General features: G+C 64.0%; 24 protein-coding genes. 9 read left to right on the forward strand and 15 right to left on the reverse strand.

The window, feature by feature from the left end; all coding sequences use genetic code 11:
* Positions 1–156 precede the first annotated feature (156 nt).
* On the reverse strand, positions 157–621 hold the full coding sequence (locus tag OE856_RS12535) for an Lrp/AsnC family transcriptional regulator (protein ID WP_263716471.1): 465 nt from the start codon (positions 619–621) through the stop codon (positions 157–159).
* Positions 622–750: 129 nt separating this feature from the next.
* Between OE856_RS12535 and ald the strand changes: the two genes are divergently transcribed.
* Complete coding sequence (gene ald / locus OE856_RS12540) at positions 751–1,869, forward strand: alanine dehydrogenase (protein WP_263716472.1); 1,119 nt, start codon at positions 751–753, stop codon at positions 1,867–1,869.
* 41 nt (positions 1,870–1,910) lie between these two features.
* On the opposite strand, the gene mscL is transcribed toward ald, so the two are convergent.
* On the reverse strand, positions 1,911–2,342 hold the full coding sequence (mscL, locus tag OE856_RS12545; protein WP_263716473.1) for a large conductance mechanosensitive channel protein MscL: 432 nt from the start codon (positions 2,340–2,342) through the stop codon (positions 1,911–1,913).
* 132 nt (positions 2,343–2,474) lie between these two features.
* Between mscL and OE856_RS12550 the strand changes: the two genes are divergently transcribed.
* Positions 2,475–3,176, forward strand: coding sequence for a glutathione S-transferase family protein (locus OE856_RS12550; protein ID WP_263716474.1), 702 nt, complete (start codon positions 2,475–2,477; stop codon positions 3,174–3,176).
* Between the two features lie 77 nt (positions 3,177–3,253).
* On the opposite strand, the gene pheT is transcribed toward OE856_RS12550, so the two are convergent.
* From pheT to pheS, 3 genes are all read right to left on the reverse strand, one after another.
* Entirely contained in the window at positions 3,254–5,653 is a 2,400-nt protein-coding gene (pheT, locus tag OE856_RS12555; RefSeq protein ID WP_263716476.1) for a phenylalanine--tRNA ligase subunit beta, read from the reverse strand.
* Complete coding sequence (locus OE856_RS12560) at positions 5,650–6,165, reverse strand: hypothetical protein (protein WP_263716477.1); 516 nt, start codon at positions 6,163–6,165, stop codon at positions 5,650–5,652. The genes pheT and OE856_RS12560 overlap by 4 nt, the downstream gene beginning before the upstream one ends.
* A gap of 150 nt (positions 6,166–6,315) precedes the next feature.
* Positions 6,316–7,386, reverse strand: a complete 1,071-nt coding sequence (gene pheS, locus OE856_RS12565) for a phenylalanine--tRNA ligase subunit alpha (RefSeq protein ID WP_263716478.1) — start codon at positions 7,384–7,386, stop codon at positions 6,316–6,318.
* Between the two features lie 139 nt (positions 7,387–7,525).
* On the opposite strand from pheS, the gene OE856_RS12570 reads away from it, so the two are divergent.
* Complete coding sequence (locus OE856_RS12570) at positions 7,526–8,719, forward strand: leucine-rich repeat domain-containing protein (RefSeq protein ID WP_263716479.1); 1,194 nt, start codon at positions 7,526–7,528, stop codon at positions 8,717–8,719.
* A 53-nt stretch (positions 8,720–8,772) separates the two neighbouring features.
* Here OE856_RS12570 and rplT read toward each other — a convergent pair whose 3' ends face one another.
* The 3 genes from rplT to pyk form a co-directional block, all read right to left on the reverse strand.
* Positions 8,773–9,135 carry a 50S ribosomal protein L20 gene (rplT, locus tag OE856_RS12575; RefSeq protein WP_263716480.1) on the reverse strand — a complete coding sequence of 121 codons (363 nt, stop codon included), beginning with the start codon at positions 9,133–9,135 and terminating at the stop codon, positions 8,773–8,775.
* Positions 9,136–9,147: 12 nt separating this feature from the next.
* Positions 9,148–9,348, reverse strand: coding sequence for a 50S ribosomal protein L35 (gene rpmI, locus OE856_RS12580; RefSeq protein ID WP_263716481.1), 201 nt, complete (start codon positions 9,346–9,348; stop codon positions 9,148–9,150).
* 130 nt (positions 9,349–9,478) lie between these two features.
* Positions 9,479–10,924: a pyruvate kinase gene (pyk, locus tag OE856_RS12585; protein WP_263716482.1), complete on the reverse strand. Its 1,446-nt coding sequence runs from the start codon at positions 10,922–10,924 to the stop codon at positions 9,479–9,481.
* 143 nt (positions 10,925–11,067) lie between these two features.
* Between pyk and OE856_RS12590 the strand changes: the two genes are divergently transcribed.
* The 3 genes from OE856_RS12590 (at position 11,068) to OE856_RS12600 (ending at position 13,180) form a co-directional block, all read left to right on the forward strand.
* On the forward strand, positions 11,068–11,808 hold the full coding sequence (locus OE856_RS12590; RefSeq protein ID WP_263716483.1) for an N-formylglutamate amidohydrolase: 741 nt from the start codon (positions 11,068–11,070) through the stop codon (positions 11,806–11,808).
* 12 nt (positions 11,809–11,820) lie between these two features.
* Complete coding sequence (locus OE856_RS12595; RefSeq protein ID WP_263716484.1) at positions 11,821–12,138, forward strand: DUF1244 domain-containing protein; 318 nt, start codon at positions 11,821–11,823, stop codon at positions 12,136–12,138.
* Between the two features lie 136 nt (positions 12,139–12,274).
* Positions 12,275–13,180: a calcium-binding protein gene (locus OE856_RS12600; RefSeq protein WP_263716485.1), complete on the forward strand. Its 906-nt coding sequence runs from the start codon at positions 12,275–12,277 to the stop codon at positions 13,178–13,180.
* Positions 13,181–13,437: 257 nt separating this feature from the next.
* On the opposite strand, the gene OE856_RS12605 is transcribed toward OE856_RS12600, so the two are convergent.
* Entirely contained in the window at positions 13,438–14,298 is an 861-nt protein-coding gene (locus OE856_RS12605; RefSeq protein WP_263716486.1) for a D-amino-acid transaminase, read from the reverse strand.
* Positions 14,299–14,310: 12 nt separating this feature from the next.
* Complete coding sequence (gene dgcA / locus OE856_RS12610; protein ID WP_263716487.1) at positions 14,311–15,276, reverse strand: N-acetyl-D-Glu racemase DgcA; 966 nt, start codon at positions 15,274–15,276, stop codon at positions 14,311–14,313.
* A gap of 180 nt (positions 15,277–15,456) precedes the next feature.
* Between dgcA and OE856_RS12615 the strand changes: the two genes are divergently transcribed.
* Entirely contained in the window at positions 15,457–16,416 is a 960-nt protein-coding gene (locus tag OE856_RS12615) for an L-malyl-CoA/beta-methylmalyl-CoA lyase (RefSeq protein ID WP_263716488.1), read from the forward strand.
* Between the two features lie 47 nt (positions 16,417–16,463).
* Here OE856_RS12615 and OE856_RS12620 read toward each other — a convergent pair whose 3' ends face one another.
* Positions 16,464–16,643, reverse strand: coding sequence for a GyrI-like domain-containing protein (locus tag OE856_RS12620; protein ID WP_263716489.1), 180 nt, complete (start codon positions 16,641–16,643; stop codon positions 16,464–16,466).
* The gene (locus OE856_RS12625) at positions 16,621–16,899 is read right to left on the reverse strand and encodes a hypothetical protein (RefSeq protein WP_263716490.1); all 279 of its coding nucleotides are present in this window, start codon (positions 16,897–16,899) and stop codon (positions 16,621–16,623) included. Before OE856_RS12625 ends, OE856_RS12620 begins: the two co-directional genes overlap by 23 nt.
* Positions 16,900–16,996: 97 nt before the next feature.
* Here OE856_RS12625 and OE856_RS12630 point away from each other — a divergent pair, with 97 nt between their 5' ends.
* Positions 16,997–17,956 carry an acetyl-CoA carboxylase carboxyltransferase subunit alpha gene (locus tag OE856_RS12630; RefSeq protein WP_263716491.1) on the forward strand — a complete coding sequence of 320 codons (960 nt, stop codon included), beginning with the start codon at positions 16,997–16,999 and terminating at the stop codon, positions 17,954–17,956.
* Between the two features lie 78 nt (positions 17,957–18,034).
* Positions 18,035–18,532 (forward strand): DUF1772 domain-containing protein, encoded by a 498-nt coding sequence (locus OE856_RS12635; protein ID WP_263716492.1) that lies wholly within the window; start codon positions 18,035–18,037, stop codon positions 18,530–18,532.
* Here OE856_RS12635 and OE856_RS12640 read toward each other — a convergent pair.
* Genes OE856_RS12640 through OE856_RS12650 form a run of 3 tightly spaced genes read right to left on the reverse strand, consistent with a single transcriptional unit; the run spans position 18,529 to position 20,839 of the window.
* On the reverse strand, positions 18,529–19,260 hold the full coding sequence (locus OE856_RS12640) for a lysophospholipid acyltransferase family protein (protein WP_263716493.1): 732 nt from the start codon (positions 19,258–19,260) through the stop codon (positions 18,529–18,531). The two genes, OE856_RS12635 and OE856_RS12640, sit on opposite strands and share 4 nt — an antisense overlap.
* The gene (locus OE856_RS12645) at positions 19,260–20,165 is read right to left on the reverse strand and encodes a cell division protein FtsX (protein ID WP_263716494.1); all 906 of its coding nucleotides are present in this window, start codon (positions 20,163–20,165) and stop codon (positions 19,260–19,262) included. Before OE856_RS12645 ends, OE856_RS12640 begins: the two co-directional genes overlap by 1 nt.
* Positions 20,162–20,839 (reverse strand): cell division ATP-binding protein FtsE, encoded by a 678-nt coding sequence (locus tag OE856_RS12650; protein ID WP_263716495.1) that lies wholly within the window; start codon positions 20,837–20,839, stop codon positions 20,162–20,164. The genes OE856_RS12645 and OE856_RS12650 overlap by 4 nt, the downstream gene beginning before the upstream one ends.
* Positions 20,840–20,896 lie beyond the last annotated feature (57 nt).

Below are 20,896 nucleotides of genomic sequence, written 5' to 3' on the forward strand. Positions count from 1 at the left end.
ATTACTCCTCTGACCGGTAATACAAATGCCAAGGGCGCGCCTTAGCATGGGTACATATATTTTTTGTGTCAGAGAATCATACAACCGCGCGACGGTGCAAGGGGGACGACGTCACGTTGGCACGACACAATGCCGCGCCCTGACGGATCACGTCTGTCAAACCGGCAGCGCGGTCGTCTTGAACACCGTTTTCAAAGCAAAAGACGAATGCATCTGCGCCACCCCCGGCAGGCGGGTCAGGTGCCGGCGGTGAATGCGCGAGAAATCCTCGCTGTCGCGGGCCACGATCTTGAGCAGGTAATCGAAACTGCCCGCCATCAGGTGACATTCCAGCACATCCGGAATCATCGCCACCTCGCGTTCAAACCGGTCCAGCAACTCGTCCGACTGGCCCGACAGGGTGATCTCGACGAACACCGTGGTCGGCCGGCCCATCTTGCGCGCGTTCAACAGCGCCACGTAGTCGCGGATATACCCCTCGCGCTCCAGCCGCTGCACCCGCCGGTGACAGGCCGAGGGCGACAGATGCACCTTTTCCGACAGCTCGGCATTGGTCATCCGCCCGGCCCGCTGCAAGGCATTGAGAATCCGCAGATCCGTATCGTCCAGCTCGCCATTCACGCAAAAATCTCCGAACTTTTTGCAATCATGCACAACAATTCTTCATGATGATGCGCAAACCCGGAACAAATATCAAAACAATTCGAACCGGCGACAGGCACAATCAGATCAGCTGAACAGGAGGAACCCATGCTGATCGGATGCCCGAAAGAGATCAAACCCCAGGAATTTCGCGTAGGCCTAACCCCCTATGCCGTGACCGAGGCCGTGGCCCACGGCCATGACGTGATCATCGAGAAAGGCGCCGGGCTGGGCTCGGGCTTTGACGATGCCGCCTATGTGGCCGCCGGGGCCGCCATCGTCGATACCGCGGACGAGGTGTTCGCCCGTGCCGAGATGGTCGTCAAGGTCAAGGAACCCCAGGCCGTCGAACGCAAGAAGCTGCGCGCCGATCAGGTGCTGTTCACCTATCTGCACCTCGCCCCTGACCCGGATCAGACCCACGACCTGCTGGAAAGCGGCGTGACCGCCATCGCCTATGAAACCGTCACCGACCCGGCGGGAGGGCTGCCCCTGCTGGCACCCATGTCCGAGGTCGCGGGCCGCCTGGCCCCGCAGGTCGGCGCCTGGACCCTGCAAAAGGCCAATGGCGGGCGCGGCGTGCTGCTGGGCGGCGTTCCAGGCGTCGGCCCGGGCAAGGTCGTCGTGCTAGGCGGCGGCGTCGTCGGCACCAACGCGGCCCGTATCGCCGCCGGCATGGGCGCCGAGGTCACCGTTCTGGACAGATCTCTGCCCCGCCTGCGCTATCTCGATGACGTGTTCGGCGGCACCTTCCGCAACCGCTATTCCTCGGCCGGCGCGCTGGCCGAACTGCTGCCCGAGGCCGACCTGATCATCGGTGCGGTGCTGATCCCCGGCGCCGCCGCGCCCAAACTGATCCGGCGCGAGCACTTGGCCCTGATGAAACCCGGCTCTGCCATCGTGGACGTGGCGATCGACCAGGGCGGCTGTGTCGAAACCGCCCGTGCAACCACCCACCAGGATCCGATCTATGAGGTCGATGGCATCATGCATTACTGCGTGGCCAACATGCCCGGCGCCGTGGCACGGACCTCGACCATCGCCCTGGGCAACGCCACCATGCCCTTCATGCTGGCGCTGGCCGACAAGGGGTGGCGCCAGGCCTGCGCCGATGACCCGCACCTGCTGGCGGGGCTGAACACCCATGCCGGCCACCTGACCTATGACGCCGTGGGCGAGGCCCTGGGCATCAAGGTCATGCCCGCCGAAACCGCCCTCGCGGCCTAAGAAAAAAAGGGCGCGGCGTTCCTCCCGCCGCGCCCTTGATCTTACTTCTTCAGCAGATCGCGAATTTCCGCCAGCAGCTCTTCCTGCGTCGGGGCCTTGGGCGCCTCGGGCTCGGGGGCAGCAGCTTCCTTGCGGATCGCCGCCTCTTTCACCTTGTTCACATAGCGCACCAGCATGAACACGACGAAGGCGATGATCAGGAAATTCAGCCCCGCCATGATGAACGAGCCATAGGCAAACACCGCCGCCCCGGCCTCGCGCGCCTCAGCCAGCGAGGCATAGCCGCCCTCGCCCTTGAGAACGACGAACATGTTGGAAAAGTCGATCCCGCCAATGATCAAACCAATAATCGGGTTGATCAGGTCATCGACCATCGACTTGACGATCGCGGTAAAGGCCGCGCCCACGATGATACCCACGGCCATGTCCATCACATTGCCCCGGGCGATGAAATCCTTGAACTCTTTCAGCATTCCTGCACCTCTATGATTTGCGACACCACGTCGCGGCCGCCATTGGTCAGCCTGCGGCCTAGCCTCTATCATTTCCTGCGGCGCAGACTATGGTTTTCCTAACGTAATTTTCCCCGTAGCAGACCCGGCACCATGACATCCCTGAACGATTTCCCGATTACCCGCCAATGGCCACCCCGCACCCCCGGCGCCATCCAGTATTACGGCCGCACCACGCCCAACGGCGTCAAGATATCGATCGCGCTCGAGGAGCTGGGCCTGCCCTATGACGCCCACCACATCCGGTTTGAGGAAAACGAGCAGCACTCGGCGCCCTATATGTCACTCAATCCGAACGCCAAGATCCCCGCGATCATCGACCCGAACGGCCCCGACGGCGAACCGCTGGCCCTGTTCGAAAGCGGCGCGATCCTGATCTACCTGGCGGAAAAAACCGGCCGCCTGATCCCCACGGGCCCGCAGGGGCGCTATCAGACGATGCAATGGCTGATGTTCCAGATGGGCGGCATCGGCCCGATGTTCGGCCAGGTCGGGTTCTTCCTGACGGGCGGCGGAAAAACCTGGAACGAACCCCTCGCCCGCGCACGTTACCTGACCGAAACCGCGCGCCTGCTAAAGGTGCTCGACACCCGCCTCGCCGACCGCGACTGGGTCATGGACGACTATTCGATCGCCGATATCGCCATCGGCCCCTGGGTGAAATGGATCGTCCAGAACTACAACGCCGGCGATCTGGTCGGCTGGGCCGATCTGCACCATGTCCCGGCCTATCTCGACCGATTCCTCGCGCGCCCCGCCGTCCAGCGCGGGCTGGCCATCCCGCCCCGCAACTGAAAAGGCCGGCACAAACGCACCGGCCTTCTTCTTCGTGAAAATATCCTCGGGGGTCCGGGGGCAGACAGCCCCCGGCCTTAGCCGCGCAAAACGCCGCCCGTGGCCTTGCCGACCTTCTCGACAATCTTGGCGCCCACGGCCTCGATATCCTTCTCGGTCAGCGTCGCATCAACGGGCTGCAACCGCACGGTGATCGCCAGCGATTTCTTGCCCTCGCCCAGGCTGCCGCCGATGAATTCATCGAACACGCGCACGTCTTCGATCAATGCCTTGTCGGCGCCCGCAGCGGCATTCACCAGCGTCAGCGCCTCGACATCCGCATCGACGACAAAGGCAAAGTCACGCTCGACCGCCTGCAACGTGCTGGGCGTAAAGGCCTGACGCGCGGCCGAGGTATTCCGCGGCAGCGGCGGCTCGGCCAGATAGATCGTGAACCCCACGGCGGGGCCCTTCACATCCATCGCATCCAGCACCTTGGGGTGCAGCTCGCCAAAGACGGCCATCACCTTTTTCGGCCCCAGGCACATCTTGCCCGACCGACCCGGATGCCACCAGTCATCGACCCCGCGCAGGATCTGCACCTTGGCGGGCGCGTTGATGGCCGACAGCACCGCCTCGGCATCGGCCTTGGCGTCAAAGACATCAACCGCCCGACGCGCGCCATGCACGTCCTTGGGGCCGGAATGGCCGACCAGCAGCCCGGTGGCCAGAACCGCCTGTTCGCCCGGCTCGCCACCTGCAAAGGCGGGGCCGACCTCAAACAGCGCCAGATCGGCAAAGCCGCGCGCCTGGTTGCGCGCCGCGGCCTGCAACAGACCGGGCAGCAGATCGGGGCGCATATGGCTCATCTCGGACGAGATCGGGTTTTCCAGCATCGTCGCATCCGACCCGCCGCCAAACAGCTGCGCCGAGGTCTGATCGATGAACGAATAGGTCACGCATTCATTATACCCCAGCGCCGCCATGGTGCGCCGCGCGATCTGTTCGCGCTTTTGCATCGGCGTCAGGATCATGCCGGGCACACCCGCCGTGGCGCGGGCCATGGGCTTGCCTTCCAGCTTGGTCAGACTGGCCACACGGGCCACTTCCTCGACCAGATCGGCCTCGCCCAGCACATCGGGGCGCCAGGACGGCACGCTGGCCATATCGCCATCCAGCACAAAGCCCAGCGCGCTCAGCGTGGCGCGCTGCTGCTCGGGGGCGATCTCCATCCCCACCAGCGATTGCACCCGGTCGGTGTCCAGCCGATAGGCGCGGCTGAAATCGGGCACCTCGCCTGCAACCACCACATCAGACGCCTCGCCGCCGCAGATATCCAGGATCATGCGGGTCGCGTGTTCGATACCGGTGGCGGTCCAGTCCGGGTCGATGCCACGCTCGAACCGGTAACGCGCGTCCGAGTTGATGCGCAGCGCGCGGCCGGTGATCGCGGTGCGGATCGGGTCGAAATAGGCGGCTTCGAGGAACACGTTCACCGTCTCGTCGGTACAGCCGGTGTCCAGCCCGCCCATCACGCCGGCCAGGCTTTCGACCACGCCATTCGACGAGATCACGGTCATGCCCGCCTCAAGCACGTATTCCTTGTCATCCAGCGCCAGGAATTTCTCGCCACCTTTCGCCGCATGAACGCGCAGCCCGCCCGACACCTTGTCGGCGTCAAAGACGTGCAGCGGGCGGTTCATGTCATAGGTGAAAAAGTTGGTAATATCGACCAGCGCCGAGATCGGACGCAGCCCGATGGCCCGCAGGCAGTCCTGCAACCACGCGGGCGACGGGCCGTTCTTCACGCCCTTGATCACACGGCCAAAGAACACCGGGCAGGCTTTTTCCTGCACATCCGCATCAATCGTGACCCCGATCGGGCACGGGAAGGCGCCCGGCACCGGCGCGGCCTCGCGCGATTTCAGCGTGCCCAGACCGCGCGCCGCCAGATCGCGGGCGATGCCATGCACGCCCAGCGCGTCGGGGCGGTTGGGGGTGATGGCGATCTCGATCACCGGGTCAACCTTGGCGGGGTCGTTCTCGGCCAGCCAGTCGGCAAAGCTTTGACCAACCTCGCCCGAGGGCAGTTCGATGATACCGGTATGTTCGTCCGACAGCTCCAGCTCGCGCTCGGAGGCCATCATGCCATGGCTTTCGACGCCGCGGATCTTGCCCACCGAAATGGTGATGTCGAGGCCGGGAATATAGGTGCCCGGTTTCGCCAGAACCACGGTGATGCCGGTGCGCGCATTGGGGGCGCCGCAAACGATCTGGGTCTCGCCCTCGGCGGTCTGCACCTTGCACACCCGCAGCTTGTCGGCATCGGGGTGCTGTTCGGCATGCATCACCTTGGCGATCTGGAAATCCCGCAGCTTTTCGCCGGGGTTTTCCACGCCTTCGACCTCTAGCCCCAGATCGGTGAGGGCATAAAGGATCTCGTCGAGGCTGGCCTCGGTTTCCAGGTGGTCTTTCAGCCAGGAGAGGGTGAATTTCATTTTGCGGTCTCCTGCTTGGTTGGATTTATGGGGTCGATTTCAAGCCATTTATAACGTGTCGCAGTCAACTCTAACCCAAACTCTTTCCTAAGAGCATCGCGAAGCGAATTCATCACAATGCTCGTGTCATATGAATTCGAAGATTGCTCCAACAATTTTTCGAGTTGGCTAGCTAGCTCTTCGTTGCCGAACAAGTTCAAATCGGCAAATGCCTCTGCTCGCTGACGCAACAAATGTTTAGCCTCGTCAAAAGAGACATTTCTGTGATTGAGTCTCTGCGGCTCAGAAGCGTCAAGTTTTCGATATGCACCCAACAAGACATCCCGACGAACCTGGCGCGCAGCAACTTTTTCCTCAAATTCAAGTTGAATACGATGGTTTCGTTTGTCACGCTTTATGCCCAGCCAGTGGGTTATGATCGCAGCAACAAAGCCTGCAAGCAAAGGCGCAACAAACACCCAAGCTTGAGCGGCTGAAAAGCCTAAAATAATTGGCGTGTCAAACCAAGACATCTAGCACCTGTAAAGCTACCGGAACCTGGGGTTCGGCAACCTTCCCCGGATCGCTTGCGATCCGGATCACGCCCGACCCGCCCCCCAGGGCGGGCGTGATACGCCCCCCCTCGGGTCGGGCGTGATCCTCTGTTTCGCACAGAACAGGCATCAGCGGCTAAGCCCCCCATGCAGGGTCGGCATGTCCAGCGCGGCAAAGCCATAGTGGCGCAGCCAGCGCAGGTCGCTGTCGAAAAACGCGCGCAGGTCGGGGATGCCGTATTTCAGCATGGCCAGACGGTCGATGCCGATGCCAAAGGCAAAGCCCTGCCATTCGTCGGGGTCCACCCCGGCCGAGCGCAGGACGTTCGGATGCACCATGCCGCTGCCCAGAACCTCGAGCCAGTCGTTGCCCTCGCCCACCTTGACGGTGCCGTCCTGCCAACTGCACTGGATGTCGACCTCGGCCGAGGGCTCGGTGAACGGGAAATGCGAGGCACGGAACCGGGTTTTGACGCTGGTGCCGAAAAACGCGGTAAAGAATTCCTCGAGCACCCATTTCAGGTTGGCCATGGAAATGTCGCGGTCGATCGCCAGGCCCTCGATCTGATGGAACATCGGCGTGTGGGTCTGGTCATAGTCACAGCGATACACACGGCCCGGCGCGATCACGCGAATGGGCGCGCCCTGATCCTGCATCGCGCGGATCTGCACGGGGCTGGTATGGGTGCGCAGCACATGCGGCGGGCGATTGTCGCCTGCGGCGCGGTGCATGTAGAACGTGTCGTGCTCTTGCCGGGCGGGGTGCTCGGGCGGGATGTTGAGCGCGTCGAAATTGTGCCAGTCATCCTCGACCTGCGGGCCCTCGGCCACGGCAAAGCCCATGTCGGCGAAAATCGCGGTGACCTCTTCGGTGACCTGGCTGACGGGGTGGATGCTGCCCTGACGGCGGGGGCGCGACGGCAGGGTGATGTCCAGCCATTCGGTCTTCAGCCGCTCATTCAGCGCCGCGTCACCCAGCGCCGCCTTTTTCAGTGCCAGCGCATCGTTGATCTGATCTTTCAGCGCGTTCAGCGCCGGGCCCATGACCTGACGCTCTTCGGGAGTCATCTTGCCCAGCTCGCGCATTTTCAGGCTGATCTCGCCCTTTTTGCCGACGGCCTGCACGCGCAATGTTTCCAGCGCCGCCTCATCCGCAGCGCCCGCGATGGCATCCAGATATTTCTGCTTCAGATCATCCATGGCTCTGGCCCCTAGTCCTTGTCCGCAGCGGTGCTACTCAATGCGGCCCCCCTATGCAAGCTCCGTTGGGGAAACGGCCTTTATCCGTTGCCCGCAAGGCGTATAAACGGGGCGCGTATTCCTGTTTGAAAGTTCCCCCATGCCCGTTTTGCGCAATCTCATCACCGCCTGCACCCTTTGGACCCTGGCCGCCGGCATCGCGGCCGCCGACTGTATCGATATCGGCAAAGACTGCATCGCCCCTGACGCGACCGAGCTGACCCTGCGACTGGGCGACGGCGTCGATGACCTGTCGCTGCTGCCGCAGTTCACCGCGCTGGAAACGCTGAACATCCAGACCAGCCTGCGCTTTGACAAACCGGTCGACCTGGCGCCTCTGGCCAGCCAGCCGGGGCTGGCACGGCTGACCATCGGCGATGCGATCGTGCCCGACCTGTCACCGATCGAGACCCTGCCCAAGCTGCGCTCGCTGTCGCTGTTCCGCCCCCAGACCAACGACCTGGCGCCGGTGTCGCGCATGACCGGGCTGACCCAGCTGACGATCGGCGGGATCAAGACACTGGACCATGCGCCGGTCAAGAACCTGGTGAACCTTGAATCGCTGCAACTGATCGACATGCCGCTGGCCGATACCGGGCCGCTGACGGGGCTGACCCAGATCAAGACGCTGATCCTGTTCAACACCGATGTGACCGACCTGTCGCCGGTGGCGAACATGCCGCAGCTGGAATTCCTGTGGATCTCGAACGCGCCAGTGACCGACCTGTCGCCGCTGGCCGGCAACACCACGCTGAAACACCTGCGCATGGATGGCACGCGCGTGACCTCGCTGGCCGGGCTGGAAGATGCCGCCGCGCTGGAAATGCTGATCGCCAAGCGCGCCCCGGTGGCGGATATCGCGGCGCTGGCGCACAAACCCCTGCTGCGAGAGCTGGACCTGACCGCCACCAGCGTCAGCGACCTGACCCCGCTGGCCGATGCCGTGTCGCTGTATGATCTGGTGCTGAACGAAACCCGCATCACCGACATCTCGCCGCTGGCCGGGCTGCCGAAACTGACCAAGCTGAATTTCAAGCTGACCCCGGTTTCGGACACCAGCGCGCTGGCCGGCATGACCCAACTGCGCGAGCTGTCGCTGCCGCAACAGCCGATGGATCTGTCCTACCTGCCCAAGCTGCGCAACCTGACCGTGCTGCGCGCGCCCGACCTGCCCGAGGTCGACCTGTCGCCGGTGCTGAAACTGAAAAACCTGACCCTGTTTTTTCCCGGCACGGCGCTCGCGCCCCTGACCAAGCGCGAAGAGATCGAGGCCTTTGTCAAAGCCCGCAACTGACAACAAAAAAGCCGCCCCAAAGGGCGGCTTTCAAATCTCGATCAGGGCGCTGATCAGGCCAGGGCGGCCTTGGCTTTTTCAACGATCGTGCCGAAAGCGGCGGGTTCGTTGACGGCCAGGTCGGCCAGAACCTTGCGGTCGACCTCGATGCCGGCCAGCGACAGGCCGTTGATGAAACGCGAATAGGTCAGCGCTTCGTCATGGGCGCGCACGGCGGCGTTGATACGCTGGATCCACAGGGCGCGGAAATTGCGTTTACGCTGCTTGCGGTCACGGGTCGCGTACTGGTTGGCCTTGTCGACGGCCTGGGTCGCGGTTTTGAAGGTGCGGCTGCGGGCGCTGTAATAGCCCTTGGCGGCCTTGAGAACCTTCTTGTGACGAGCGTGGGTAACGGTACCGCCTTTAACTCGGGACATCTCAAATCCTCCTTAGCGCGAATACGGCATCATCGACTTGATGATTTTCTCATCAGGAGCCGACAGCGTGGTGGTACCGCGTGCAGTGCGGATGAATTTGGTGGTGCGCTTGATCATGCCGTGGCGTTTGCCGGCCTGACCCGTCTTGATGCGACCGTTGGCCGTCACCTTGAACCGCTTTTTGCAGCTCGATTTCGTCTTCATCTTGGGCATTTCCGTCTCCTCGTAGATGAACGGTTAACGCACGACTCGGCATGCCACTTTGGCCGGTCACGCGGATAGAGAGCGCCGTATAAGCGCGGAAAAACCGCCTGACAAGGGGTTTCGGCCCGGTTTTTGCAGGTTATTCCGGTTCCGAGCGATAGATCTGACGCTCGTCACAGGGGGCGACACGCAGGATGTTCGTGGTGCCCGGCACGTTGAAGGGCACGCCCGCCATGATGACGATCTGGTCGTCCTTGGTGGCAAAGCCCCCGTTCAGCGCCGCGCGCACCGCGTTGACCACCGCCTCTTTGAAGCGGTCGACCTCTTCGGACACCACACAGGTCACGCCCCAGGTCAGGCACAGGCGCCGGGCGATGCGGTCAAAGGGCGTCACCGCCATGATCGGCACGCGCGGGCGTTCGCGCGCGGTCAAAAGGGCCGTGGTGCCGGAATGGGTGAAACAGCAGATCGCCTTGATATCAGCGGTTTCGGCAATCTCGCGCGCGGCGGCGACGATACCGCCCGCGACACCGGGGCTGGATGCACCGCGGCTGGCCTCGATCACCTCGCGATAGGTCGAATCCGCCTCGATTTCCAACGCCACATTGCACATCGTGGTCACGGCCTGAACCGGATAGGCACCAGCGGCGCTTTCGGCCGACAGCATCACCGCATCGGCGCCCTCGTAGATCGCGGTGGCCACGTCCGACACCTCGGCGCGGGTGGGCACCGGGCTTTCGATCATGCTTTCCAGCATCTGCGTGGCGACGATCACCGGCTTGGCGGCAGCGCGGCAGCTGCGCACCAGGCGTTTCTGAATGGCGGGCACGTTCTGCACCGGCAGCTCCACGCCCAGGTCGCCGCGCGCCACCATGATGCCATCCGACACCGCCAGGATGTCATGAAAGGCCGACACGGCGGCGGGTTTCTCGATCTTCGACAAGACGGCGGCGCGGCCATTGACCAGGTGGCGGGCCTCTTCGACATCGGCGGCGCGCTGCACGAACGACAGCGCTACCCAGTCGACGCCCAGCTCGCAGACAAACTCCAGATCGGCCTTGTCCTTTTCCGACAGCGCCGCCAGCGGCAGCACCACGTCGGGCACGTTCACGCCCTTGCGGTTGGAAATCGTGCCGCCGTTGATCACGGTGCAATCGGCGAAATCGGGGCCGCAGGCCTCGACCCGCAGGCGCAGTTTGCCGTCATTGACCAACAGCGTCGCGCCCGGATGCAGGGCCGCGAAAATCTCGGTATGGGGCAGGCAGACGCGGCTGGCATCACCATCGGCCGGATCAAGGTCAAAGCGGAACGCCTGCCCCTCGATCAGCTCTTCGCTGTCGCCCGAAAACACCCCGCAACGCAGCTTCGGCCCCTGAAGATCGGCCAGAATGGCGATCGGCTGATCCAGGTCGGCCTCGATCTGGCGGATGATCTGATGGCGCGCGCGGATCTCGTCATGCGAGCCATGGCTCATGTTCAGGCGAAACACGTCGGCGCCGGCCTCAAACAGGGCGCGGATCATGTCGTAATCGTTGGACGCGGGCCCCAGGGTGGCGACGATCTTGACGTTCTTGTGGGGTTTCATCCGCTGACCTCTCTGTTTTGTGGCGCAACATGCGGCTACGCCCCGTTTTTCCTGATTGATAGGCGCTAACAGTGCCAAGAGCAACTGGCGCTTTGCCCATCGGTGGCATAGATCGGGGTGTGACCCGGAAAGGTGACACCGTGATGACTTATCACCCGTTCGAAATCATCGGCGAAGACCGCCCCGCGCGCTGGCTGATCACCTGCGATCATGCCGCCAATACCGTGCCGCAATGCGTGGCCGGGGGCAGCCTGGGCGTTCACCCCGAAGACATGGCCCGTCACATCGCCTATGACCCCGGCGCCAAGGGCGTGTCTCTGGGCCTGGGCGCGGCGTTGAACGCGCCGGTGGTGATGTCGAATTTCTCGCGCCTGGTGATCGACCCGAACCGGGGCGAAGATGACCCGACGCTGGTGATGAAACTCTATGACGGCACGATCATCCCCGGCAACGCCCGCATCGACGAGGCCGAGATCGAGCGCCGCAAACAGGCCTTTTATCGCCCCTATCATGATGCCGTCGCGCGCATGGCCGCGCGGCGCAAGGACGTGATCATCGTCGCGATCCACAGCTATACGCCCCGCCTGAACGGCCGCCCGCCCCGGCCCTGGCATGTGGGCATCCTGCATGCCGCCGATCAACGGCTGGCGCGCCCGCTGATCTCGCGGCTGCGCTGCGAATCTGATCTTTGCGTGGGAGAGAACGAACCCTATGGCGGCCACCTGCCCGGCGACAGCATCGACCGCCACGCCGAAACCCAGGGCCGCCCCAGCACGTTGATCGAGCTGCGAAATGACCTGATCAAAACCGAGGCCCAGCAAAACGCCTGGGCCGACCGGCTGGCCCGCATCCTGACAGAGGTGCTGCCCCATACCGGCCTGTAAAGGAGACCACCCATGGACGACCGGACCCGTATCGAACTCGAAGCCGCCGCCTTTCGCCGCCTGCGCAAGCACCTGCAAGAGGACCGGACCGACGTGCAAAACATCGACCTGATGAACATGGCCGGATTCTGCCGCAACTGCCTGAGCCGCTGGTATCAAGAGGCCGCCAACGAACGCGGCATCGACATGTCCAAGGACGAGGGCCGCGAGGCGTTCTACGGCATGCCCTATGACGACTGGAAAGCGCAGTTCCAGACCGAATCCACCCCCGAACAACAGGCCGCCTTCGAGGTGGCGTTCCGCGAGAACGTCGAATCTACCAAAGATTGAGTCATTCGCGAAAGCGGCCACAAAGCGCCTTAGGTCGGCGCATTGTTTCCGCATTGGAACGGTTGCGCGCCCCAATTATTGACAATCTATGCGCGACAACACATAGATGTTTCGAAATGTATAAGGGGTTGCAATCGTGTATCTAATTCTCTTGCTGGGCATAGCGGGCACAGCCCTGATGGTAGGTGGTCTGGGCGGCGGCGGCGACGACAGCGACTCTGGCAAGGATATCGACGGCACCGACGGCGACGACAACCTGACCGGCACTCAGGGCGACGACAGCATCCTGGCTGGCGACGGTCACGACATTGTCCGCGGCCTGAACGGCGATGATTTTATCGATCTGGGCCTCGGCGACGACCGGGGCTATGGCGGGGCCGGCGACGACGTCATGCGCGGCGACGACGGCGACGACCAGGTCGTGGGTGGTCAGGGCGACGACACGCTGTTCCTGGGCGATGGCGTTGACACCAACGCCGGCGACGACGTTATCTCGTATCTGTCGGGCAAAAGCTCTTATTACGAAGGGCTTCAGGATCTCGACCTGGTCAATCTGAAAACCTCGACCTTGGGCGGCAATGACACGGTGATCGGCGGGCCCGGCACTGATCTTATCCTTGATTTCCACGGCACCAACACGCTGAACGGCAATTCGGACGATGACTTTATCTCTTCGGTCGATGCCGCCGGCAGCGCCCAATCTTCTGACACCGTCAACGGCGGTTTTGGCGCCGATTACCTGTCAGTAGATGACGGCGATACCGTCACCGGCGACGACGGCATGGATACGTTCGATATCTGGGTCGATGAGTTCGACGACGAACCGGTGGTCATCACCGATTATGTGTCCGGCGAGGAGCTGTTGCTGACGCTTGATCCCGACACGTTCGGCGCGATGGCACTGCCTACCCCCGAGGTCACCGCCATCCCCGGCGAGAACGCGCTGTCGGTGAAACTGGCGGGCCAAGAGATCGTGATCATCCAGGGCATCACCGACCCCAACCTGGTCAGCCCCCACATCACCGTGTGGACGGCGCCCTAACGATTCTGTGAGCGATTGCCCGCGCATTGGCGACAATCGGCACAAATGATCGAAACTGTTCGGTGAAAAAGCGCGATCTGGACGTGAATTTGACTCGATAGAGGCAACACGCCCAGATCAATGCGTTGTAAGGCGAAGTTGTTTCCAAAGAAGTTTTTTCCCTGGTCGGCCTCTCTGGTTCCGCGCATGTCGATTTTTCCTTCTGGCGACTGCGGGATCGGGGGGGCCGACGCCTTAACGGCCCCTCCCCAACAGCCTTAGATCGCGGCCTTGATGCTTTCCTCAAGGTAGATCTCGCGCAGGCGCGACGCGACGCGCCCCGGCGTGCCATCGCCGATCGCGGCGCCGTCGATTTCCACCACCGGCATCACAAAGGCCGAGGCCGAGGTGATGAATGCCTCGTCGGCGGCCTGGGCCTCTTCGACGGTAAAGGCGCGCTCTTCGACGGTCATCTGCGCCTCTTTGGCATAGCGCAGCACAGCGGCACGGGTGATGCCGTGCAGAATGTCATGGCTCAGCTCGCGGGTGATGATCTTGCCGTCCTTGACGATATAGGCGTTGTTGCTGGTGCCCTCGGTGACCTTGCCATCTTCGACCATCCAGGCGTCATCCGCCCCGGCGGCCAGCGCCATCATCTTGCCCATCGACGGATACAGCAGCTGCACCGTCTTGATGTCGCGGCGGCCCCAGCGCAGATCGTCGATAGAGATCACCTTGATGCCCTTTTTCGCCGCCGGGCTGTTGGCCAGGCCGGGCTTGGACTGGGTGAACAGCACCACGGTCTGCGGCGTGTCGGCCGGCGGGAAAGCAAAATCGCGGTCATTGGGCGCGCCACGGGTGATTTGCAGATAGATGCCGCCATCGACCAGGTCGTTGCGCGAGACCAGCTCGCGGTGAATGTCCAACAGCTCATCGCGGGTCATGGGCATTTTCATCCCCAGCTCGCCCAACGAGCGTTCCAGCCGCGCGGCATGGCCGTCGAAATCAGTCAGCTTGCCGCCCAGCACGGCGGTGACCTCGTAAACCGCATCCGCCATCAGGAAACCCCGGTCGAAAATCGAAACCTTGGCCTCTTGCTCAGGCAGGTAGTCCCCGTTCACGTAAACGATGCGGCTCATGTCAATCTCCCGTCAGCCCCAAAGCGCCGCGCGTGGCGGATGCACCCCGGCGGCGTCATAATACAAAGGTGTGTCGCGGTCTTCGGACAGAAGCAGCGGCGCGTCAAGGTCTGTCAGGTCTGCCCCCTGCGCGATCAGGGTCGCGGGCGCCATCGCCAGGCTGCTGCCGACCATGCAGCCGACCATGACGCCAAACCCCATATCGCGCGCCTGATCGCGCGTGGCCAGCGCCTCGGTCAGGCCGCCGGTCTTGTCCAGCTTGATGTTCACCATGTCATACTTGCCCAGCAGCGCGGGTAACGAGGCGCGATCATGACAGGATTCATCCGCCACCACAGGCACAGGGCGCGCGATCTCGGCCAGCATGTCATCGGCGCCTGCGGGCAGCGGCTGTTCAACCGCCACCACGCCCAGCCGCAGCAGATGCGGCGCCAGAGCGGCATAGGTGCCGGCATCCCAGCCCTCGTTGGCATCGACGATGATGCGCGTATCGGGGGCACCGGCACGCACGGCCTCTAGCCGTGGCATGTCGTCGGGCGTGCCCAGCTTGATTTTCAGCACCGGCCTGTGTGCATTCGCCGCCGCCGCCGCCCGCATATTGTCGGCACAGTCCAGCGACAGGGTATAGGCGGTGATCTGCGGCACCGGCGCGGGCAGGCCGGCCAGATCCCACACGCGCGCACCAGCGCGCTTGGCCTCAAGATCCCACAGGGCGCAATCCACCGCATTGCGCGCCGCCCCGGCGGGCAGCGCCGATTGCAGCGCCGCCCGGTTCAGCGGCATCGACAGCGCCCGGATCTGCGCCGTCACACTGTCCAGCGTTTCGCCATAGCGCGCATAGGGCACGCATTCGCCCCGGCCAAGGTGATCGCCATCGCGCAGATGCACGGTCAGCACCTCGGCCCGGGTCTTGGACCCGCGCGAGATGGTAAAGGCCTGCGCCAGCTGAAAGTGTTCGGTCGTGACCGTCAGTTCCATGGTGGTTCCCCCGGCCGCGACCATATCCGCGCCCCAGGCCCTCAGCCAGAGGCAACACCCCCGCCCCGGATCAGAAATGTACGCAATTCTGCGGCTGCAAAAGATGGCTTGAAGGCGCGCACGCAATATTCTATCGAAAGCCCGAACACAAACGTAACTTCCTTACCGAAGGGACCGCCCATGAGCTTTCGCATCCAGCCCGCCGCCCCGGCCCGTCCGAACCGTTGCCAACTGTTCGGCCCCGGCTCGCGCCCTGCCATCTTTGAAAAGATGGCCACCAGCGCCGCCGACGTGATCAACCTTGACCTCGAAGACAGCGTCGCCCCCGACGACAAGCCCGAGGCCCGCAAGAATATCATTCAGGCCATCGGCGACGTGGATTGGGGCAACAAGTACCTGTCGGTGCGGATCAACGGTCTGGACACGCCCTATTGGTATCGCGACGTGGTTGACCTGCTGGAACAGGCCGGCGACCGGCTTGACCAGATCATGATCCCCAAAGTGGGTTGCGCGGCCGACATCTATGCCGTTGACGCGCTGGTCACCGCGATCGAGCGCGCCAAGGGCCGCAAGAAACCGATCTCGTTCGAGGTGATCATCGAATCCGCCGCCGGTGTGGCGCATGTCGAGGAAATCGCCGCCTCCAGCCCCCGCCTGCAAGCCATGAGCCTGGGCGCGGCCGACTTTGCCGCCTCGATGGGGATGCAGACCACCGGCATCGGCGGGACGCAGGAAAACTATTACATGCTGCGCGACGGCGCCAAATACTGGTCGGACCCGTGGCACTGGGCCCAGGCCGCCATCGTCGCCGCCTGCCGCACCCATGGCGTGCTGCCGGTCGATGGCCCGTTCGGCGACTTTAGCGACGACGAAGGCTATCGCGCCCAGGCGCGTCGCTCGGCCACGCTGGGCATGGTCGGCAAATGGGCGATCCACCCCAAGCAGGTGGCCCTGGCCAACGAGGTCTTCACCCCCTCGGCCGAGGCCGTTGCCGAAGCCCGCGAGATCTTGGAAGCCATGGAGGCCGCAAAGGCCCGCGGCGAAGGCGCCACCGTCTACAAGGGCCGCCTGGTCGACATCGCCTCGATCAAACAGGCCGAGGTCATCGTGCGCCAGTCGGAAATGATCGCAAACAGCTGATCACCGGCACGAACCAACACCAAACGGGGCCCTTGCGGCCCCGTTTTTCATTCCACCGGCAGATACAGGCGCGTCACCAGATCCTCGGGGCGGCTGTGGTCGGGGGTGTTGTGATATCGCTCATAGCTGATCACCCCGCGTGGCCGCATCTGGGCCGTGGCGGGCCAGATACCCGCCAGCTGTTTCCAGGCGCCTTCCAGCTGATCATAGGGGCCGCGCACGGTCATCACCCCGGCCCGCCCGGCGGGAATCGCCAGCTCTGTCAGCCCATCGGGCAGCGGCGCGCCCATCGGGCAGCACCACCCCGGCCAGCGCCCATTGATCGCGCGCGCAGTAAACCGCGATCAGACCGTCGCCCGGCGCATCTGCGGCCAGATAGCCGTGCAGCCGGTCAAACGCCTTGCCGATCAGGTGAAACGGCCCCGCATGCACCACCCCCGCAACCCGCAATGCGGGCGCTTGCTGTATCTCGACCAAACTCATTCGTAGGGGCCAAACCTTTGCTGCATCTGCGCGCCATCGGTTGCAAAACCCAAAGCGGCGGGTCATATAATCACCGATCACGAGCAGGAGTAACCTGATGCATTATCTCGAATTTGAAAAGCCGCTTGCCGAAATCGAAAACAAGGCCGAAGAGCTGCGCGCCATGGCGGCAACCAACTCCGAGATGGATGTCAAACAAGAGGCCTCGGCGCTGGATCGCAAGGCCGAGACCCTGCTGAAAGATCTCTATGCCAACCTGACGCCCTGGCGCAAATGCCAGGTGGCGCGTCACCCCGACCGACCGCATTGCCGCGACTATGTCGAGGCGCTGTTCACCGAATTCACCCCGCTGGCCGGCGACCGCAACTTTGCCGAGGATCTGGCCGTGATGGGCGGCCTGGCGCGGTTCAACGACCAGCCCGTGGTCGTGATCGGCCAGGAAAAGGGCTATGACACCCACACCCGGATCGAGCACAATTTCGGCATGGCCCGCCCCGAGGGCTATCGCAAGGCCGTCCGCCTGATGGATCTGGCCGACCGGTTCAACCTGCCGGTGGTCACGCTGGTCGACACGCCCGGCGCCTATCCCGGAAAGGGCGCCGAGGAACGCGGCCAGTCCGAGGCCATCGCCCGCAGCACCCAGAAATGCCTGGAAATCGGCGTGCCGCTGGTGTCGGTCATCATCGGCGAAGGCGGGTCGGGCGGGGCCGTGGCCTTTGCCAGCGCCAACCGCGTCGCGATGCTGGAACATTCGGTCTATTCGGTCATCACCCCCGAGGGCTGTGCCTCGATCCTGTGGAAAGACGCCGAAAAGATGCGCGAGGCCGCCGAGGCCATGCGCCTGACCGCGCAGGATCTGAAAAAGCTGAACGTGATCGACACGATCATCAAGGAACCGCTGGGAGGCGCCCAGCGCGACCGCAAGGCCACCATCCAGGCCGTGGGCAAGGAAATCCAGTCGATGCTGGACGCGCTCAAGGGCATGGATCGCAAGGCGCTGGTCAAGGACCGCCGCCAGAAATTCCTGTCGATCGGCAGCAAGGGCCTGGCCGCCTGACATAATTCGCCGGCATGGCGACAGAACACCGCCCCTGATACGTATCAGGGGCGGTTTTTGTTTTGACGGAGTTGCACCATGCCCCTTTCCCTGCCCCTGATGGGCTTTGCCTCGCTGCTGTTTTCGGGCGCGATTTTCGGGTTCTTCTACGCCTGGGTCTGTTCGACCATGTGGGGGCTGGATGCCGCCGACCCGCGCGTCGCCATTTCGGCGATGCAGGCGATGAACGCCTCGGTGCGCAACGCGGTCTTTGCGCCGGCCTTTTTCGGCACGCCCTTCGTGTTGCTGGCAACCGCGCTGCTGGCCCGCAACGCCGGGCGGCGCGCGGCGGCGGCGGCTTTCGGGCTGGCCGGGCTGATCTATCTGGCGGGCGGGCTGTTCCTGACCATGTCGGTCAACGTGCCGATGAACGAGGCCCTTGCGGCGGTCACCATCCCCGATACACCCGAGGCCGCGGCGCATATCTGGGCCGACTATTCGCCGCGCTGGCAGTTCTGGAACATGGTGCGCACCGTTGTGTCCGGCGTGACGCTGTTGCTGGCGGGGTTGGGTCTGTACCAGATCCGCACCGCCTAGGGCGCCTTGAACCCCGCCTCGGCCATCAGCGCGTCCGAGGCGGTTTCGATCACATGTTCCAGCTCTTCCATGAAGGCATCGACCGGCTGGCCCGACCCGATGCGCGGCAGGAACTCGACCACCGCCAGGCCCGGCTTGCGATAGATGCCGGTGCGCGGCCAGAACACCCCCACATTGGTGGCGGCGGGCACGCAATCCTCTTTCAGCTGCGAATACAGCACCCCGGTGCCGATCTTGTAGGGCCGCTCGACCCCGGGCGCCACGCGCGTGCCCTGCGGATAGATGATCAGCTGCCCCGGTTCCTGCCGGGTGGCATGCACGGCCTTGACCATTTCCTTGATCGCGTGCCCACGCTTGCCCCGATCGACCGGAACACAACCGATCCGCTTGGCATACCAGCCCAGGATCGGCGCGCGCAGCAGTTCCTTTTTCATGATGAACTTGGGCCGCGGCAGGGCCGAAACGATGATGATGATATCAAAGAACGACTGATGCTTTGACGCCACCAGCACCTCGTCGTCGGGCACCTCGCCCCGCACCTCGGACCGCAGGCCGACCATCCAGCCCGCCGTCCAGCGCACCCAGCGGCAATAGGCGTGGATCGCCCGAAACGCCCAGTCGCGCGAGAACAGCGCCGGCACCGTATAGAGCAGCCCGAACACAAGCATCATCAGATACATCTGCCCCACGAACAGCAAAGAGCGCAGCCAGCGCCAAGCATAGGCCATCAGGTCATCTCCGTTAACATTCGGAATGCTGCCGCACGAGTGGCCCAGAATGCAACCATTGCCGCAAGCGGCGGGATGAAAAGCGGCACGATCCACCCCCAGCCCTGAAAGCCCAACCCGGTCAGGAACCCGCCCGCCGGGTCGGCTCCGGGCAACAGAGCCACGGCAATCATGCCCACAAGGGTGCCCGCCGCCGCGCCCTGCAAGGCCCGCCCCGCGAACCGGCGCACAAAGGCGCGGGCGATATAGACATCGCGCGCGCCCACCATCCGCAGCACCCGGATCACCTGCGCATTCGCCGCCAGCGCGGCATTGGCCGACAGGGTGATCATCGCCGCCGTCGCCAACCCGATCAGCCCGATCGACACCAGCCCCAACAGCCGCAGCCGGTCGGCCGCCCGCACCAACGGACGCCGCCAGCGCGCGTGATCGTCCAACACCGCACCCGGCGCCTCGGCCGCCAGCCGCAGCCGCAGCGCCTCGGCATCGAACCCGTCTTCGGTCTCGGTCAATTCAACCAGTTGCGGCAGGGGCAGCCGATCTACCGGCAGGTCGGGCCCGAACCACGGCGCCAGCAGGGCGCGCTGCTCCTCGGCGCTAAGGACGCGCGGGTCGGCCACGCCGGGCGTTGTCCACAAGATCGCCATCACCGCGTCGGTCTGGGCCTGCATCTGCCCCTGCGGCGCCGAGATCCGCACCGTCGCCGTGCGCGCCAGCGCATCGGCCCAGCGATCGGCCAGCCGCCCAGACGCCATCGACAACGCCAGCGCGAACACCGCCAGAAACGCCATCGCCCCGGCCGTGAAAATCGTCAGCCGCGCGGTAAACCCGGTGGGCGGCACCACGCGGTCGGCCTGCCGGTCACCGGCCAGAACCGCCAGCATCTGATCGAGAACGCCGTTCATAGATTTGCCCCCGCCTGCAGCAACCGCCGATCCTTGATCCGCAGCACTCGCGCCGCGACCTGGGCCTTGGCGGCGCGGATCAGGTTCAGATCATGGGTGGCGATCAGGATGGCCTTGCCCATCTTGTTCAGCTCGACCAGCAATTGCAGCAGCCTCAGCGACATCTCCCAATCGACGTTACCGGTGGGCTCATCGGCCAGAATCACGTCGGGCGACATGATCACCGCCCGCGCCAGCGCGGCGCGCTGACGCTCGCCTCCCGACAGTTCCGGCGGCAAGGCATCGGCCTGCCGCGACAGCCCAACCCAGTGCAGCAGCTCGCGCAGGTTGGCGGGGTCGGCCTCGGCCTCGCGGCCCGATACGATCAGCGGCAGGGCGACGTTCTCGGACAGGGGCAGATGGTTAAGAAACTGGCAATCCTGGTGCACCACGCCGATGCGCTGGCGGGTGCGCGCCAGGTCGTCGCGCGACATCTGCCGCACATCCTGACCGAACAGCCGCACATTGCCCGCGCTGGGGATCAGCTCGCCATAGCACAGCCGCAGCAGCGTGGTCTTGCCCGCGCCCGACGGGCCGGTCAGAAAGTGGAACGACCCCGGCGCCAGCGTCAGGCCGACCTCGGTCAGCAGGTCGCCCCCACCATAGCTGTGGGCCACATTTTCCAGCTCGATCACGCCTGTCTCCGCGGTTGGTTGCGGCTGTTTTGCCCCAGTGGACGCGGGGTTTCAATT

The organism is Actibacterium sp. XHP0104 (assembly GCF_025751515.1).
Taxonomy (GTDB): domain Bacteria; phylum Pseudomonadota; class Alphaproteobacteria; order Rhodobacterales; family Rhodobacteraceae; genus Actibacterium_D.